At 74.5% G+C, this 14,929-nt stretch carries 15 protein-coding genes; 5 read left to right on the top strand and 10 right to left on the bottom strand.

The features are described 5' to 3' along the window. Positions 1–70 precede the first annotated feature (70 nt). From RM540_RS11045 to RM540_RS11025, 5 genes are all read right to left on the bottom strand, one after another. Positions 71–1,489 carry a M64 family metallopeptidase gene (locus tag RM540_RS11045; RefSeq protein ID WP_311664040.1) on the bottom strand — a complete coding sequence of 473 codons (1,419 nt, stop codon included), beginning with the start codon at positions 1,487–1,489 and terminating at the stop codon, positions 71–73. Then, complete coding sequence (locus tag RM540_RS11040; RefSeq protein WP_311664038.1) at positions 1,486–1,914, bottom strand: hypothetical protein; 429 nt, start codon at positions 1,912–1,914, stop codon at positions 1,486–1,488. Before RM540_RS11040 ends, RM540_RS11045 begins: the two co-directional genes overlap by 4 nt. 184 nt (positions 1,915–2,098) lie before the next feature. After that, positions 2,099–3,130, bottom strand: coding sequence for a L,D-transpeptidase (locus RM540_RS11035; protein ID WP_311664037.1), 1,032 nt, complete (start codon positions 3,128–3,130; stop codon positions 2,099–2,101). Positions 3,131–3,538: 408 nt separating this feature from the next. After that, positions 3,539–4,570 (bottom strand): potassium channel family protein, encoded by a 1,032-nt coding sequence (locus RM540_RS11030; RefSeq protein ID WP_311664035.1) that lies wholly within the window; start codon positions 4,568–4,570, stop codon positions 3,539–3,541. Beyond that, positions 4,570–5,073, bottom strand: a complete 504-nt coding sequence (locus RM540_RS11025; RefSeq protein WP_311664033.1) for a hypothetical protein — start codon at positions 5,071–5,073, stop codon at positions 4,570–4,572. Before RM540_RS11025 ends, RM540_RS11030 begins: the two co-directional genes overlap by 1 nt. A gap of 160 nt (positions 5,074–5,233) precedes the next feature. Between RM540_RS11025 and RM540_RS11020 the strand changes: the two genes are divergently transcribed. Continuing rightward, a complete protein-coding gene (locus RM540_RS11020) occupies positions 5,234–6,661 on the top strand; it encodes a M20/M25/M40 family metallo-hydrolase (protein ID WP_311664031.1) in 1,428 nt (475 codons plus the stop codon). A gap of 11 nt (positions 6,662–6,672) precedes the next feature. Here the strand turns inward: RM540_RS11020 and RM540_RS11015 are convergent, their stop codons facing one another. Then, positions 6,673–7,773, bottom strand: coding sequence for a carboxypeptidase regulatory-like domain-containing protein (locus RM540_RS11015; RefSeq protein WP_311664029.1), 1,101 nt, complete (start codon positions 7,771–7,773; stop codon positions 6,673–6,675). Between the two features lie 67 nt (positions 7,774–7,840). Further along, positions 7,841–8,062: a hypothetical protein gene (locus tag RM540_RS11010; RefSeq protein ID WP_311664027.1), complete on the bottom strand. Its 222-nt coding sequence runs from the start codon at positions 8,060–8,062 to the stop codon at positions 7,841–7,843. Positions 8,063–8,249: 187 nt separating this feature from the next. Between RM540_RS11010 and uvsE the strand changes: the two genes are divergently transcribed. From uvsE to RM540_RS10990, 4 genes are all read left to right on the top strand, one after another. After that, a complete protein-coding gene (uvsE, locus tag RM540_RS11005; RefSeq protein WP_311664025.1) occupies positions 8,250–9,227 on the top strand; it encodes a UV DNA damage repair endonuclease UvsE in 978 nt (325 codons plus the stop codon). A gap of 124 nt (positions 9,228–9,351) precedes the next feature. Beyond that, positions 9,352–9,720 (top strand): hypothetical protein, encoded by a 369-nt coding sequence (locus tag RM540_RS11000; RefSeq protein WP_311664023.1) that lies wholly within the window; start codon positions 9,352–9,354, stop codon positions 9,718–9,720. 99 nt (positions 9,721–9,819) lie between these two features. Further along, positions 9,820–12,141 (top strand): TonB-dependent receptor, encoded by a 2,322-nt coding sequence (locus RM540_RS10995; protein WP_311664021.1) that lies wholly within the window; start codon positions 9,820–9,822, stop codon positions 12,139–12,141. Positions 12,142–12,253: 112 nt separating this feature from the next. Beyond that, complete coding sequence (locus RM540_RS10990) at positions 12,254–13,267, top strand: DUF4249 family protein (RefSeq protein ID WP_311664019.1); 1,014 nt, start codon at positions 12,254–12,256, stop codon at positions 13,265–13,267. 252 nt (positions 13,268–13,519) lie between these two features. On the opposite strand, the gene RM540_RS10985 is transcribed toward RM540_RS10990, so the two are convergent. From RM540_RS10985 to RM540_RS10975, 3 genes are all read right to left on the bottom strand, one after another. Continuing rightward, positions 13,520–13,735 carry a type II toxin-antitoxin system HicA family toxin gene (locus RM540_RS10985; protein WP_311664017.1) on the bottom strand — a complete coding sequence of 72 codons (216 nt, stop codon included), beginning with the start codon at positions 13,733–13,735 and terminating at the stop codon, positions 13,520–13,522. Further along, positions 13,732–13,932: a type II toxin-antitoxin system HicB family antitoxin gene (locus tag RM540_RS10980; protein ID WP_311664015.1), complete on the bottom strand. Its 201-nt coding sequence runs from the start codon at positions 13,930–13,932 to the stop codon at positions 13,732–13,734. Before RM540_RS10980 ends, RM540_RS10985 begins: the two co-directional genes overlap by 4 nt. Before the next feature lie 217 nt (positions 13,933–14,149). Next, on the bottom strand, positions 14,150–14,851 hold the full coding sequence (locus RM540_RS10975; protein WP_311664013.1) for an NAD-dependent epimerase/dehydratase family protein: 702 nt from the start codon (positions 14,849–14,851) through the stop codon (positions 14,150–14,152). Between the last annotated feature and the right edge of the window lie 78 nt (positions 14,852–14,929).

The following is a 14,929-nucleotide window of genomic DNA, read 5'->3' as shown; positions in this document are numbered from 1 at the left end:
TTCGGACGACGCCGACGCACCGGAGGGGGCGGGGCGGTTTGCAGCCGCCCAGGCCCCTCGCCTATTCCCCCTACCGCGCGACCGTCACGACCTGCGTGGCCGTCGCGCCCGGCGCCTCCAGGCGGACGACGTAGACGCCGGCGGCGAGCGCGCCCGCGGACCACGTCGCCTCGTGGAGCCCGGCCGGCCGCTCGCCGTCGACGAGCACGGCCACCTCGCGGCCGAGCGCGTCGTAGACCGACAGCCGGACCGCCCCGCCCTCGGCCAGTCGGAACGGGAGCCGCGCGGCGTGGCGGACCGGGTTGGGCGCCGCCAGCCCCAGCCGCGTGGCCGTGTCCGCCCCGCCCGCCCCGCTCTCGGCGGCCGTCGCGGCGGGCCGCGTGACGGTCCACGCGCGCACGTCGGAGAGGAGCGGGACGAGCGTGGAGTCGCGGACCTCGTCGGTCGCGTCAGTCACGCGGACCTCGACATGCGACGCGCCCGGCGGGAGGTCGCCAGCGTCGAGCGCGAGCGCGGCGCTGGTCCCGACGGTCACGCCGTCGACCGTCCACTCGTAGCGGGCCTGGCCGGCGGGGACGAGCGCGTCGACGCGGAACGCGAGCCGCCCCGCCCCGGCCGTCACGTCGGACTCGGCAGGCCAGGCGGCGGCGATGGGCGAGACCCGGTCGTAGATGGCGCCGATGTGGTGCTCGTTGCAGACGGCGCAGAACCCGTGCCCGAGCGCGCGCATCCGGCAGTGGCGCTCGGGCCGGTACGCCCCGTGGTCGGCGTAGGCGGCGCCCTCGAAGGCGCCGACGACGTGGCCGTGCGCGGCGTCGTCGGGCGTCGGGAGCGGCGTCGCGTCGTCGAGCCACGCGCTCCACGGGACGTGGGCGGGGTGGGCGTCGGTCGCCGTGTTCCGACTCGCGAAGCCGGCCGCCGCCCCGCCCCCGTACTCGTCGGCGAGCCCGGCGAGCGTGTGCCCCATCTCGTGGACAGCGATCTCGGCCGCCGCCGCGTGCGCCGAGACCACGGCCACACGGCCGCCCGACCCGCCGTACTCGGCGTCGTTGACGAGCACGAGCGCCACGTCGTACTCGGGCAGCGCGTCGCGGAGGAGCGCGTTCAGGCGGCGCTCGCCGTCGCCGCCCAGGCACAGGCTCCGGTGGACGCCGCCGCACCCGAACGTCGCGCTCAGGTACGTGTCGCGCGCCTCACTCCGGGCGGGGCGGTCAGCGCCCGCCTCGGCCGAGACCGTGGGGACGGCGTAGGCGTTGAAGAACGCGGCGTAGCGGTCGTAGGGCGCCGTCGCAAACAGGGCGTCGATGAGCCGCCCCGCCGCCGCTTGGAAGGCGTCGAGGTCGGCCTCGCGGTAGCCCTCGGCGACCACGGCGACGTTGATCCGCTCGGCGCGCGGCCCGTTCTCGACGAGCGTGATCGGGGCCGGCTGGGCGCTCGCCGCCGTCGCCAGGAGCGCCGCCGCGAGCAGGGCGGGGAGGAGCGCTTTCACAGCGACACCTCGACGCGCGTGACGACCCGACGACCGGCCGCCGACGCGCGGGCAAACGACACCGTCTGCCGCGCGGCGACGGCCGGGATCCGCACCGTGACGACCGCCTCCTCGACGCGCTCCAGGCGCGACTCCAACCCGCCCGCCGCGTTCACGAACTCGCGCCGCCGGACGAGCGGGTCCGGCACCGCCCCGCTCCACACGGCCCGGTCGCCGGCCTCCACTTCGACGGACAGGTGGCCGGGGCGCGGGGCGGCCGCGCTCCGCCGCGCCTTGAGCCGGCCCGGAACGGCCTCGGCCGAGACCACCTCCGCCCCGCCCTCGGTAAACCGGAGCTCGACGAACGCGATCCGCTCGGCGGGCGGGGCGGCACCGGCCAGGGCGAGGACGGCGAATCCGAGCAGGAGGGCGGGGAGGAGGCGCACGGGGCGAGGTGGTCGGTGTGCCCCGTCCCGTTGAGGAGACCGTGCCACGACCGCCCCGCCCGCCGTCCAGGCGCCGCCCGTGTCGGCCGGCCGCTCCGCTGCGCCGACGTAAAACGGGGGCGGAGCGGCCGCGAGACGATTCCGCCTCGGCCACCCCGCCCCCGTAGGAGACGGCGGTCCGGTTCTAAACCCGCCCGCCCAGGCGGTCAAACGCCTTCTGCTGCGGGGACCCCGCCGGGACCGCGTACGGGTCGGGCGGGAGGTCGACCATGCGGATCACGGGGTACGCGTCGCGGTGGAGGAACGGGCGGGGCGGCTCCGAGATGTCGTCGCCGATGATGAGCACCATCGTCCCCTGGTCTACGATGTCGGCGCCGACCGACGAGATCGGGTCCCGCTGGTTTTCGACCTCCCACGTGTCGGTCCACCCGTAGAGCCACTTCGCGTCGGGCTCGAGCATGCGGATGCAGCCGTGCGACGCCGGCCCCGAGGTCGGCAGCGCGTACTGGTGCATGTGGATGCCGCGGGCTTCGTGGAGGTTCATGACCCAGTACATCTCCCACAGCTCGGCGTCCGGCGCCGACGACCCGAAACCCGGGCTCAGCGTCGAGACCCGGTAGTCCTGCTTCCAGTTCACGTTGAACCGGCCCGACGGCGTCCGCGCGCTCTCGACGCCCGTGTTGATGATGCCCCACCGGGCCAGCTCGCCGCGGTGGTACGCGCCCCACGCCTGGATCTGCTTGTCGAGGATGACCACCTTGTCGAGGTCGGCCGCGCCGGCGTAGTAGCGGGGGAACGGCGAGTAGGCCCGGAAGTCGAGGCCGAACTCGCTGGGCACGACGAGCGTGTCGCCGGGGCTCAGGTTTTCGAGGTCGTTCCGGTTGAGGAGCCACAGGAGCGGCTTGATCACGTCGCGGTCGCCGCCGAACTTGTTGTAGAGCGCGAGCCGGGCCTCGAGCCGGTTCTGGTCCTCCGGCACCACGTAGTACCCGTAGTGCACGCGGGGGACGTCGCGGATGGACTCGCTCGTCCGCCGGTTCATCGTGTCGATGAGCCAGGACTGGCTAAAGTAGGTGACGGGCTCGTCCTCCTGGAAGTCCTGCGAGATGGCTCCGTCGGCGGCCCGGTCGGCCGCGCTCTGGGCGGCGGCGGGCGTGACGAGGAGGGCGGCTCCGAGGAGGGCCGGCAGGGCCAGGGCGTAGCGGGAGAGGCGCATGCGTCGGCGGGGAGGGCGAGGGGACGGTACGGCGAGGATACCCCGGGGCGGGGTGGTCGGGTCCTGCGCGGGCCGGGGTTCACAGAGCGTGCCAACGAGCGGGGTGGGGTCTTTGGTTTGGGCGCGACTCGGGGGCGGGGCGGTCCTGGACGTGCCCCGCCCCGCTCGTAACCGCCCCGCCCGTGGCGCATCGCCGGGTGAATGCGGACACCACGCGTCGTGTCCCTACGAATCCGCCCAGCCCAGCGTCCCCGCCCCGCCCACGGGCGACCGCCGGTCGCCTCTACGGCACCACCCCGCCTGTGGAACGGGCGGGGTGGTTGCGCTCCGCCCGGGCGCCGCGGCCCGACGGCGTTGCATGCAACGCCGCTACGGCGTCCGCCCCGCCCTCGCGTTCTGCCCGCTGCCCTACGCCATCGACGTTCGGCCCTCCTGCGAGCGGATGTGCTCGACCTGCTCCGGCGAGGCCAGCACGACGAGCGTGTCGCCGACCGCGAGCGGGAGCCGGGCGTCCGGGTTGAACCGCCACTCCTCGCCGCCGGCCCGGTGGACGGCCACGACGATGGCGTCGAAGCGGCGCCGGAAGTCGACGTCGACCAGCGAGCGGCCGTCGAGGAGGCCGCCCTCGCGGACGACGACCTCTTCGAGGTCCACGCTCAGCGCGTCGACGCCGAGCACCTGCTCCATGAACTGGTCCACGCGCGGGCGGAGGATGGTCTGCGCGATCCGGTCGGCCCCAATCTCGAGCGGCGAGATGACCTTGTCGGCCCCGGCCCGGACCAGCTTGTTGATCGACGTCTGCTCGTTGGTCCGCGCGACGATGAACAGGTCGGGGCCGGCGATCTCGCGGGCCGTCAGCGCGCCGAACACGTTGGCCGCGTCCTCGGGGAGCACGAGGACGAGCCCGGCCGCGCGGGCCAGGCCGGCCGCGCGGAGCGCCTCCTCCTCGACGGCGTCGCCCTGGACGTAGTCGAAGCCCTCCTCGCGGAGCTCCTCAGCCCGCTCGTCCAGCCGCTCGACCACGACGACCTTCCGGCCGCCGGACACCAAGTCGCGGACGATCCGCTGGCCCAGCCGCCCGTAGCCGGCGACGACGTAGTGGTCGTGGAGGCGGTCGATCCGGCGCTGCATGGCCCGCTGGCGGAAGGTGGAGCTGGTGACGAGGATCGTGACGACGCGGGACGCGATCGTCGCGAACGTACCGATGCCCACGAACGCGAGCCCGACCGTGAACAGCTTGCCCCCGTAGTCGAGCGGCTGGACCTCGGCGAACCCGATCGTGGTCAGCGTGATGAACGTCATGTAGAACGCGTCCATCGGCGTCCAGCCTTCGATCGCCATGTAGCCCACGGTCCCGATCGCGAGCAGGGCGGCGACGGCGAGCGTGCCGTAGACGACCTCGCGGACGGTCCCGATGCGCCGCCGCCGCCGCCGGGCCACTACGCCGCGAGCCGGAAGGCCCGGCCGTGCCACGCCTCGGCCGCCGGCCGCTCGACGCCGTGCGCGCGGAGCGCCCCGACCGTCTCGGCCGTCGCGTCGAGGACGGCCGTGTCCGCGCCCGCCCCGCCCTCGCGGACGAGCCGGCGGAACGCCGGGCGCGGGACCTGCGCCCAGGCGCCGTCGCCGTCGCGGTAGAGGACGGCGAGGGGCGGGGCGAGTCCGACGCCGCCCCGCCCGAGCGCCTCGGCGACTGCCCGCTCCATCGAGTCGATCCCGCACCCCGAGACGCCGGCGTTGACGTCCGCCTCCGAGATCACGGCGCCGACGGCGAGCACGCGGCCTGCGAGGACGGCGGCCTCGGCCTGCACCGGGCGCCCGTGGCTGGCCCACGTGGGGAGCCACGCGTCAAGGTCGGCGCGGAGCGCGTCGGCTTCGGCGTCGTCGAGGGTGCGGTCGAGGGGGAAGAGCCACGCGCGGGCGGCGTCGGGGAGCGTGTCGAGCATGGGGCGGGGTGGAGGGAGAGCTTGTAGCCGGCTTCAGCCTCGTCGTTCGGGGGCGGGGCGGGGGAGCCTACGCACGATGGGCGGGGCGGGATCGCAGCCCGCGTGCCGAAGCCGACGCGCCGCCCGCGTAGCTTCGGCGGACCGCCACCCCACCCCGCCCATGCGCACCGTCCTTGCCGTTCTCTTCCTCGCCGCCCCACTCGCCGCGGGAGCCCAGAGCGATCCCTCGGCGCCCTACGCCGAGGCCGCCGACCGGATCGTCGAGGCCGCCCTCGCCGACAGTACGGCGTGGGAGCGCACGGCGTACGTGGGCGACACCTTCGGCCACCGCCTGAGCGGGTCGGCCGCGCTGGAGGCCACGATCGACTGGGCGATCGAGACGATGCGCGCCGACGGCCTCGAAAACGTCCGCGGGCAGCCGGTCGACGTGCCCGTCTGGGTCCGCGGCGACGAGTCGGCCGCGCTCGTCCTGCCCACGGGCGACCGCGACCTGCCCATGCTCGGGCTGGGCGGGAGCGTCGCCACCCCGCCCGGCGGCGTCGAGGCCGAGGTGCTCGTCGTCGACTCGTTCGAGGACCTGGAGGCGCGGGCGGACGAGGCCGCGGGCCGCATCGTCCTGTTCGACGTCCCGTTCACGACCTACGGCGAGACCGTCGGGTACCGCACGGGCGGGGCGGTGGCGGCGGCCCGCGCGGGAGCCGTCGCCAGCCTGGTCCGGTCCGTCGGCCCGGTCTCGCTCTCGACGCCGCACACGGGCACGATGCGCTACGAGGACGGCGTCCCGCGCATCCCGCACGCCGCGCTCACGATCGAGGGGGCCGAGACGCTCCGCCGCATCCAGGAGCGGTTCCAGCAAGGGCGGACCGCAGGCCGGCGGGGCGGCCGCCCGGTCGTCCGCCTGACCATGAACGCCGAAACGCGGCCGGACGCCCGCTCGCGCAACGTGATCGGCGAGCTCGTCGGGCGCGAGGCGCCGGACGAGACGGTAGTCCTGGGCTGCCACATCGACTCGTGGGACGTCGGCCAGGGCGCCGTCGACGACATGGGCGGGTGCGCCGTGACGTGGGAGGCCGTTGCGGTGCTCGCGCGGCTGGGGCTCCGGCCGCGCCGGACGGTCCGCGTCGTCCTGTGGACGAACGAGGAGAACGGGCTCCGCGGCGCGACGGCCTACCGCGACTCACTGGGCGACGACCTCTCAGGCATCCAGCTCGCGCTCGAGAGCGACAGCGGCGTGTACGAGCCGGTCGGCTTCGGCTACACCGGCGCGCCGGGCGGGCTGGAGACGCTGCGCGCCCGCGTCGAGCCGCTCGTGCTCGCCCTCCTCGCCGACGGCACCGACGCCGGCCCGGCCGGGATCGTCGAGGGCGGGGGCGGGGCGGACATCGGCCCGATGATGCGCGACGGCGTGCCGGGCCTCAGCCTCCGCACCGACAACGGCCGCTACTTCTGGGTCCACCACACGGCGGCCGACACCGTCGACAAGCTGGACCCCGGCCACCTCGCGCGCGCCACCGCGGCGACGGCGATCCTGGCCTACGTGGCCGCCGAGATGCCCGAGCGCCTGCCGCACGGGGCGTCCGCCGACTGACCGCCCCGCCCTCAGTAGCCGGCGGGCGGGGCGGGGCGGTAGTCAAGCGGGACGAGGTCGGCCACGCGCTCCCAGTCCCAGTACCCGTAGCGGACGACATCGGCCGCGTCGAGGAGGGCACCGTTCGGCCCCAGGCGGAGCGCCCCGCCCGGCGCCGTGAGCCACGAAACTTGGTAGGCGTCGGCATCGACGCGCGGGTCGAACTCGCGCGTGTAGAGGACGCGGAGGGCGCCGCCGATTTCTGCCTCCCACCCCGCCCGGGCCTGGCGCGCCTCGGGTCCCGGTGCCCGCGCCGAGCGGATGGACAGGCGGCCGGGCTGGACCGAGAGCCGGGCTCGCGTCGCCTGGCCCGGCCGGTCCATGCGCTCGCTCAGGAACCCCTCGTCCGACGCCATGCCAGCGATGAGGGCGTCCAGGAAGTGGGGGAGCGAGCCGCGGTAGGCCCGCTCGCGCGCCTGCGTGACGGCCGGGCCGCAGAGCCGCTCGGCGCACAGGTCGCGGAACGCGAGCGTCCCGTCCCACGCCCGCCCGTTTTCCTCGATGGCGAGGGCGAAGTCGTAGAACGTGACCCTATAGCCCAGCGCCCGGTTTTCGACGACGAGCGGAGCGCGGGCGACCGCGTGGAGCGGCCCGTCGTCGCCGTCGGCGTCGAGGTCGAGGACCTCGGGGTTCGTGATCTCGGTGAGCGGGGCGTTGGCCGTCTCGCCGAGGAACTCCGGCCGGAACCGCGCGAGCGCCCGCTCCCACGCGGCGTCCCGCGACCGGACCACCTCGACCTCGCGGAGCGCGAGCGGCACGGGTGGGAGCCGAAACGCGAGGCCGACGACGTCACCGGGCCGGATCAGGCGCGTCGTGCTCGCGGTCCCGTAGCCCAGCATGGTGGCCGTGACCTGGACCGAGCCTGGGGCGTCGGCTCGGAAGACGAACCGGCCGCCGGCGTCGGTCGCGTCGCCCTGCAACGTGCCGGAGACGAACACGTGGGCGCCCGGAAGCGGGGCGCCAGTCTCGGCGTCCGTCACAGTCCCGTTGACCCAGGCGGTCTGGGCGCGGGGCGGGGTGGCAAGGGCTACGAGCCCGATCAGGACGAGGAGGCGTGGGGAGCGTCGGCGCATCGGTCGGGCGGTCTGTGCGGGCGCGCTCGCGTCGGCGCCCCGCCCCAACCTAACCGGCCCCCACGCCTTAGGTCGTCCGCACGGGCGGCCGGGCGGTGCGGCGCCGGGCCACCGGCCCGCGCGCCGGGGCGGGGCGGCCGCGCCGCGGCGACCGCGGCGTCTCGGGGCGCGGGGCGGGCGGCGGCGGCGGCCCCTCGCCCGAGCCGCCGTTCCGGCGGCGGCGCGCGACGAGGTGCCACGCGACCCACAGGGCGATCTCGGCGACGAGGACGAGGAGGAGGCTGATCACGGGTAGCGGCGGGCGGGGCGGGGGAGAGGCAACGGCAGGTCAGGCGGGAGGTTTTGCTGTCCGTGAGGGTTCAGGTAAATCCCGGCGGCCGCCCCGGTGGCTCCGCCAGCGGCACCGCCCCGCCCGCGCCGCGTAGGCTCCACACCCCGGGCGCCGTCCGCTCGTCTTCCGCCACCCCGCCCCGCCCATGCGCCTCCGCCACCTCGGCTACGCCTGCATCAACCAAACGCTCGGGACCAAGAGCCGGACGGTCCGGCTGGCCAACCTCCGCACCGAGGCCGTCATCCCGGTCGTCGTCCAGAACCTCGACGACGTGCTGGCGGCGCTCCGGTGGAACGTGGACCACGGCATCCGATTCTTCCGCGTCTCGTCCGACCTCATCCCGTTCGGGCCGCTCCCAGAGTTCCCGTTCGACTGGGCCGAGGCGTTCGACTGGCAGTTCCGCGACATCCGCCGGCTCGTCAAGGCCGAAAAGCTCCGCGTGACGAGCCACCCCGGCCAGTACACGGTCCTCAACAGCCCGCGCGAGAAGGTCGTCCGCGACTCGGTCGGCGAGCTCGACTTCCAGGCGCAGGTCCTCAAGCGGATGGACCCGAAGGGGACCATGACGCTCCACGTCGGCGGCGCCTACGGCGACAAGGAGTCGGCGATGGACCGCTTCGCGCAGAACCTGGACCGCCTGACGGACGACGCCCGCGAGCGCCTCGCGATCGAGAACGACGACACGACCTACACGCTGGCCGAGACCGTCGGGCTCGCCGAGCGGACCGGGCTGCCGGTCATCGTGGACCTGTTCCACCACCTGCTCAACCCCGGAACGGGGACGGCGTCAGCCAACCCGTCAGGCGAGACGTGGAACGACGGACTGCCGGACCTCATGGAGCGCGCCATGGCCACGTGGGGCCGGCGCGTCCCCAAGCTCCACCTCTCGTCGCACAAGCCGGGCACGCGGACCGGCCACGCCGACTTTCTCGACATGGACGACGTCGACCGCCTCCTCGGTCTTATGGACGGCGTGGGCGGGGCGGACGACCCGTACGACCTGATGCTGGAGGCGAAGACGAAGGAAAGGGCCGTGCTGGAGGTTGCGCGCTACATCGAGACGGGCGAGCGGCCGGACCGGGCGATCCCGATGGAGACGGTCGAGGAGGCCGAGGCGGCGTAGCGCCCCGCCCACGCCGACGACGAGGGCGAGGCGGTCCCGGACGCTGCCGCCCCGCCCACGACGCGGGCGGGGTGGTGCATTCTGCGCCCGCTGCCATCGTACGATTCGGATCGTAGACTAGGCCATGCCCCGCCCCGCCCTCGCCCTCCTGCTCGGTCTCGCCGCGTGCGCCGGCGCGGCGCGCCTGGACCGCGCCGACCTCGTCGGGACGACGTGGCGCGAGACGTGCGCGGACCCCGAGATCGTCGACGCCTACGTCCGCCTCGACGCCGACGGGGGCGTGGCGTGGAGCTACGAGCGGCCCGACTCGGTCCGCGCCGAGCGCGTCCACACGTGGGCCGTCGAGGACGGCGCGCTCGTGCTCCGGTGGAACGAGGGCGGGGCGGCGACGCGCTACGTCCGGGCGGGGCGGGAGGCCGGGCCGGGGCGGCTCGTCGGCCGCGAGTCGACGCTGTGCCCCGACGGCGCCGTGCTGGAGCGGGTCGGGCCGTAACCTCTGGCATCGCCGCGTCTGCGGACCTTACCGCCCCGCCCGCGACACACCGACGGCGGGGCGGCGGCGTTCCCGTGCGCCCCGACCCCACCCCGCCCGATGCCGCAGGTCCCGCTGGGAGTCCGCCGCCCCGCCCTCGCCGTCCTCCTCGCCGCCGGGCTCGGGCTCGCCCTGGCGGCGAGCGCCGCGGCGCAGACCGGCTCGGTCAGCGGGTTCGTGCGCGACGCCGAGACGGGCGAGACGCTGCTCCAGGCGACGGTCCGCGTGGTCGAGGCCGGGCGCGGGGCGGCCACGAACGCCGAGGGCTTCTACTCGCTCGGCGGGCTGGCCCCGGGCGAGGTCACGGTCGTCGCCAGCTACATCGGCTACGTCTCGGAGCGGCGAGCGCTCACGCTGGAGCCGGGCGGGGCGGGGCGGCTCGACTTCGACCTGGCGCCCGAGGGCGTGACGTCGGGCGAGGTCGTCGTCGAGGCCGACGAGACGCTCGAAAACGAGCGGCCGCCGGGCGTCCAGACCGTGTCCATCGACCTCGTCGAGGCACTGCCGACCGTGTTCGAGGCGGACCTGTTCCGCTCGATCCAGCTGCTCCCGGGCGTGAAGGCGGCCAACGACTTCTCCTCGGCCCTCTACATCCGCGGCGGCTCGCCGGACCAGACGCTCGTGCTCCTCGACGGCACGACGGTCTACAACCCGACGCACTTTTTCGGCTTCTTCTCGACGTTCAACACCGACGCCATCAAAGACGTCCGCCTCTACAAAGGGGCGTACCCGTCGCAGTACGGCGGGCGGCTGGGGAGCGTGGTCGACATCTACAACCGCGACGGCAACCGGAACGAACGCAAGGGGACGCTCACGCTGGGGCTCCTCGCGAGCCGGGCCGGCATCGAGGGGCCGATCGCGGGCGGCCGCGCGTCGTACTCGCTCAACGTTCGCCGCTCGACGCTCGAGCCGCTCCTGGGCCTCCTCCGCAGCCAGCTGGACGAGGACGGCATCCCGGAGAGTTTCTCCTTCTACGACGTGAACGGGAAGGTGGGCGTCGACCTCAGCCCGAACGACCGGCTCTCGGTCGCCGCCTACGCCGGGCGCGACCAGGTCGTGGTGCCGTTCGGCGACGACGCCCGGTTCGACCTGGACTACGGCAACCGGACGGGCTCGGTCACCTACAACCGCGTGCTCTCGGGCACGGCCTTCGCGAGCGCGCAGGTCTCGGCCACGCGCTACTTCAGCTACCCCGTGGGGACCGTCGCCGAGACCACGTTCCGCCAGCCCAACACGATCACCGAGTACGCGGCGCAGGTCGACGGCGAGTGGCTCCCGTCGGAGCGCGTCGAGCTCCGCGTGGGCGCGCGGGCGGGGCGGTTCGGGCTCGACTTCGAGAGCGAGTTCAACGAGAACGTGGGCACCAGCTTCTCGAACCCGGCCACCTTCGGCTCGGCCTACGTCCAGGGCCGCACGCGCTTCGGCGACGGGTGGACCGTCACCGGCGGCCTCCGCACCGACGCCTTCCGCAACCGGGCCGACGACCGGCTGGACGACGCCGAGCCGGTCGCGGCCACGTTCGTCCGCTTCGCCCCGCACCTCCAGGTCGAGCGGTCGTTCGACGACAACGTGGTGATCCAGGCGGCGGCGGGGCGGTACCACCAGTTCCTGTCGCTGGTCTCGAACGAGGCGTTCTCGGGCTTCGACACCTGGCTCACGACCGGCCCCGGCGTGGGGCCGCAGGCGAGCGAGCAGGCCGTGCTCGGCCTCAAGACGCGGCTCGGCCCGGCGTGGCGGCTCGACGTCGAAGTCTACGGCCGGACGCTCCGCGAGCTGTTCGACACGCGGCCCGAGCTCCAGGACGTGTCGGGGCTGGACTACGCCGACCTGTTCCGGTCGGGGAAGGGCTACGCCTACGGCGCCGAGGTCCTCCTTGAGCGCGGGCTGGGGCGGCTGACGGGCCTCGTAGGCTACACGGTCGGCGTCACGCGGCGGCGCTACCCGGCGGAGCCGGCGTTCAGCGACTTTTTCCCGCCCAAGTACGACCGGCTCCACGACGTCACGCTGGTCGCCAACTACGACCTCGGGCGGAGCTGGCGGGCCACGCTCGCCGGGGCCTACGCGACGGGCCAGGCCTACACCGTGCCGGCCCGGCGCTACATCGTCTCGGGGCTCCCGTTCGAGGACCGCGACGTGAACGCGCTGGACTCGCCGGCCCTCAACAACACGCGGCTGCCGCCCTACCACCGCGTCGACGTCGGGTTCACCAAGCGCGGCACGGTCGCGTTCGCGGACTACGAGCTCCAGCTCCAGCTGGTCAACGTGTACAACCGGCGGAACCTGTGGTTCGAGACGTACGACTTCGACGAGAACCCGGTCGAGGTCGGCCAGGTGCGCCAACTCCCGATCCTCCCCAACGTCTCGCTGTCGCTGGACTTTTGAGCGACGGGTGATGAGCGATGAGCACGGACGCCCCGAGTCCGCCGCCTTCCCACCCCGCCCCGCCCGTTTTGGTCTTTGCTCGTCACCCGGTACTCGTAGCCCGTCATCCGCCATGCCCATCCCGCCCCGCCCCGCCCTGCTCGCGCTCTCCGCGTCGGTCCTGGTCGGGCTCGCGCTCCTCGTCGGGGGCTGCGACTCGGCCGAGGGCGAGCGGCCCGACCTCGTCGTCTCGGCGTTCTTGGGAGCCGAGGAGGCGCTCCCGCCGGTCCGCCTGTCGCGGACGGTCCCGCTGCTGGAGCCGTACGACCCGGCGGCGGCGGCGGTCGCGGGCGCGCGCGTGACGGTCACGCTCCTGGACGCGGGCGGGGCGGACGAGGCGGTCTACGCCTACGCGCCCGGCCCGGCCGGCGTGTACCTGCCCGAGAGCGACGCGGCCGTCCTGGAGCGGCGGACGTACCGGCTCGACGTGGTCGGCCCGGACGGCGAGCGGCTGACGGCGCAGACGACGGTGCCCCCGGACTTCGACGTCGTGCGCGGGCCGGACCCAGTCGTGCCGTACGGGCTCGGGCAGGGGCCGGCCGTCCAGATCACGGCGTCGTCGACGCCCGAGCGGCAGGCCGCCTTTGTGGGCTCGACGCAGGCGCTCGCGCCGGACGAGTTCGAGCGGGTGACGGTCGACGGCGAGACGCGGTACCGGAGCCGGAACCTCCCCGGCCGCTTCCGGCCGGTCCCCATCGTCCGCCGGTTCCTGGACTGCGTCGAGGAGCCGGCCGGGACGCTGCTGTGCGAGGACGACCCCGGCGACGAGAACGTCCGCGTCGGCACGTCGCCGGTCATCAACGAGGCCGGCTACACGCGGCTGGGCGACGGCTCGCTCCTAGTCCAGATTCCCTTCCTCGCGTTCGGCTACCTCGGCCCGCAGTCGCTCACGCTGGTCTCGCTGGACGCCGCCTTCCAGGACTTCGTGCAGACGCGGTCGGTCCAGAGCGGGGGCTCGACGCTGTCGCCGGGCGAGATCCCCAACGTGACGACGAACGTGGAGGGCGGGCTGGGCGTGTTCGGCTCGTTCGCGCGCGAGACGGTGGAGACGACGCTCGTGGAGCCGGAGGGCCTGCCGGGCCTCTGACCGCCCCGCCCGGGCGGGGCGGGGTGGTAGAGCTTCAGGCGGCGTGGACGTCTTGGACGCTCGGGTCGAGCCGCGACTGCGCCGTGCCGGAGCTGAGCGCCTGCCAGAGCGCCACCCCGCCCGCCCCGCAGGCGCCCGCCCCGCCCGCGGCGTCGGCAGCGGATTCGACCAGCGGCGTGTCCTGCGCTCTGAACCAACACGAGCGGTCGTCGCCCTTCGCAGGCGAGCCGTCTTCTGTGCACGCACCTCGATTCAGAGGTCGTTCGGCTTCAGCCCGGTCCGCTTCGCCACGCGCGACAGCATCTTTGGACCGACCTCCACGCCGTCGTGGAAGGCGAACACGAAGTCAGGCCACCCCTCGCGCTCCAGCACCTTGTGTGAGCCTCCGGTCTCCCGCTTGACGCTCCACCCGAGCTTGAGCAGCGCGCGTAGCAGCTTCCTCGCTTTGACCGATCCAAACTGGCTCACGCCGCGACTGCGAACAGCGGTGCAATGTCAGGCACGTCCTCGCCGTGGTCGAGACGGTCAGCGAGGACTCGAAGTGCGAGCGCCTTCGCGTGGGCTGCCGCTTCTTCGCGGGAGTCGCCATATGCCATCGCACCAGGCAGCTCCATGATTTCGGCCAGCCAGCGGCCGTCGTCCTCGCGGTCGATCTCGATCGTCATAGCATCCTCAGTCGGGGCGTTCAATCTACTGAACGCCTGGCGCTTCGATCCCGGTACGTGCACCTCGCCGCTGGTACCAAGCGGAAGTCGGAGGGGCGGGGTGGGTGCGAGTAAGCAAACGACCACCAGCGCCCAACTCCAACCACCCCGCCCCCAGCCGCAAACGCTCGTGCGGGCGGGGTGCTCGACCTCCGCCCCGCCCGCTGACCGGCCGCCGCTACACGTGCCGCGCCCACCACGCGATCGTCCGCGGCCCGTAGGCGTGGTCGCCGGGCGGGGCGGCCGCCGCGATGGCCACGAGCGCCCGGGCCACGTCGACGGCCGGCGTCGGCCGGAGCCGCCGGAGCGGGCCGACGAGGGCGGGGCGGAGCGCGCCGAGCACGGCCTCGGCCGCGCGCTCGCCCGGGCGGACCTCGTCGCGGTCGCCCGTGAGCAGCGACGGGCGGACCACCTGGACCGCCTCGAAGCCAGCGTCGCGGAACGCCTCCTCGGCCTCTCCCTTCGTGCGGTTGTAGAAGATCCGGGAGTCGGCGTCGGCGCCGAGCGCGCTCACGAGCAGGCCCTGCGCCGCCCCGCCCGCGCGCGCGAGGCGGGCGGCCTCGGCCGGGATCTCCAGGTCGACGCGCCGGAACGCCTCCTTCGACCCGGCCTGCTTTTTGGTCGTGCCGAGGCAGCAGAACAGGTCGTCGCACCGGAACAGGTCGGCGGAATCGGCCAGCCGGTCGAAGTCGACCACGTGGTCCTCGTGGCGGTGCGACGCCGGCTCCATCGGCCGCCGGCCGAGCGTGACGACGCGGCCCCACCGCCCGTCGCGGGCGAGGAGCCGGAGCACGTGCCCCCCGACGAGGCCGGTGCCTCCGAGGAGCACGGCGGAGCGGACGGGCGGGGCGGCGGAGCGGTCGGGTGCGTTCTCGGGCATGGGCGGGGTGGGGGAGGCAAAGCGGGGCGGCCCAGGCGGACCGCCCCCGCACAGGACGTTACGGCACCGGCGCCGCCC

Origin of the sequence: Rubrivirga litoralis, from assembly GCF_031846415.1 — a bacterium.
GTDB lineage: Bacteria > Bacteroidota > Rhodothermia > Rhodothermales > Rubricoccaceae > Rubrivirga > Rubrivirga litoralis.
Note: the sequence above shows the minus strand (reverse complement) of the source record. Positions and strands in the feature narration are given on the sequence as shown.

Excerpts from the sequence above, each read along its gene's own strand:
- RM540_RS11035 (WP_311664037.1), bottom strand. The coding sequence starts at position 3,130 with ATGCGCCTCTCCCGCTACGCCCTGGCCCTGCCGGCCCTCCTCGGAGCC.
- RM540_RS11025 (WP_311664033.1), bottom strand. The coding sequence starts at position 5,073 with ATGCTCGACACGCTCCCCGACGCCGCCCGCGCGTGGCTCTTCCCCCTC.
- RM540_RS11020 (WP_311664031.1), top strand. The coding sequence starts at position 5,234 with ATGCGCACCGTCCTTGCCGTTCTCTTCCTCGCCGCCCCACTCGCCGCG.
- RM540_RS11015 (WP_311664029.1), bottom strand. The coding sequence starts at position 7,773 with ATGCGCCGACGCTCCCCACGCCTCCTCGTCCTGATCGGGCTCGTAGCC.
- uvsE (WP_311664025.1), top strand. The coding sequence starts at position 8,250 with ATGCGCCTCCGCCACCTCGGCTACGCCTGCATCAACCAAACGCTCGGG.
- RM540_RS11000 (WP_311664023.1), top strand. The coding sequence starts at position 9,352 with ATGCCCCGCCCCGCCCTCGCCCTCCTGCTCGGTCTCGCCGCGTGCGCC.
- RM540_RS10995 (WP_311664021.1), top strand. The coding sequence starts at position 9,820 with ATGCCGCAGGTCCCGCTGGGAGTCCGCCGCCCCGCCCTCGCCGTCCTC.
- RM540_RS10990 (WP_311664019.1), top strand. The coding sequence starts at position 12,254 with ATGCCCATCCCGCCCCGCCCCGCCCTGCTCGCGCTCTCCGCGTCGGTC.
- RM540_RS10980 (WP_311664015.1), bottom strand. The coding sequence starts at position 13,932 with ATGACGATCGAGATCGACCGCGAGGACGACGGCCGCTGGCTGGCCGAA.
- RM540_RS10975 (WP_311664013.1), bottom strand. The coding sequence starts at position 14,851 with ATGCCCGAGAACGCACCCGACCGCTCCGCCGCCCCGCCCGTCCGCTCC.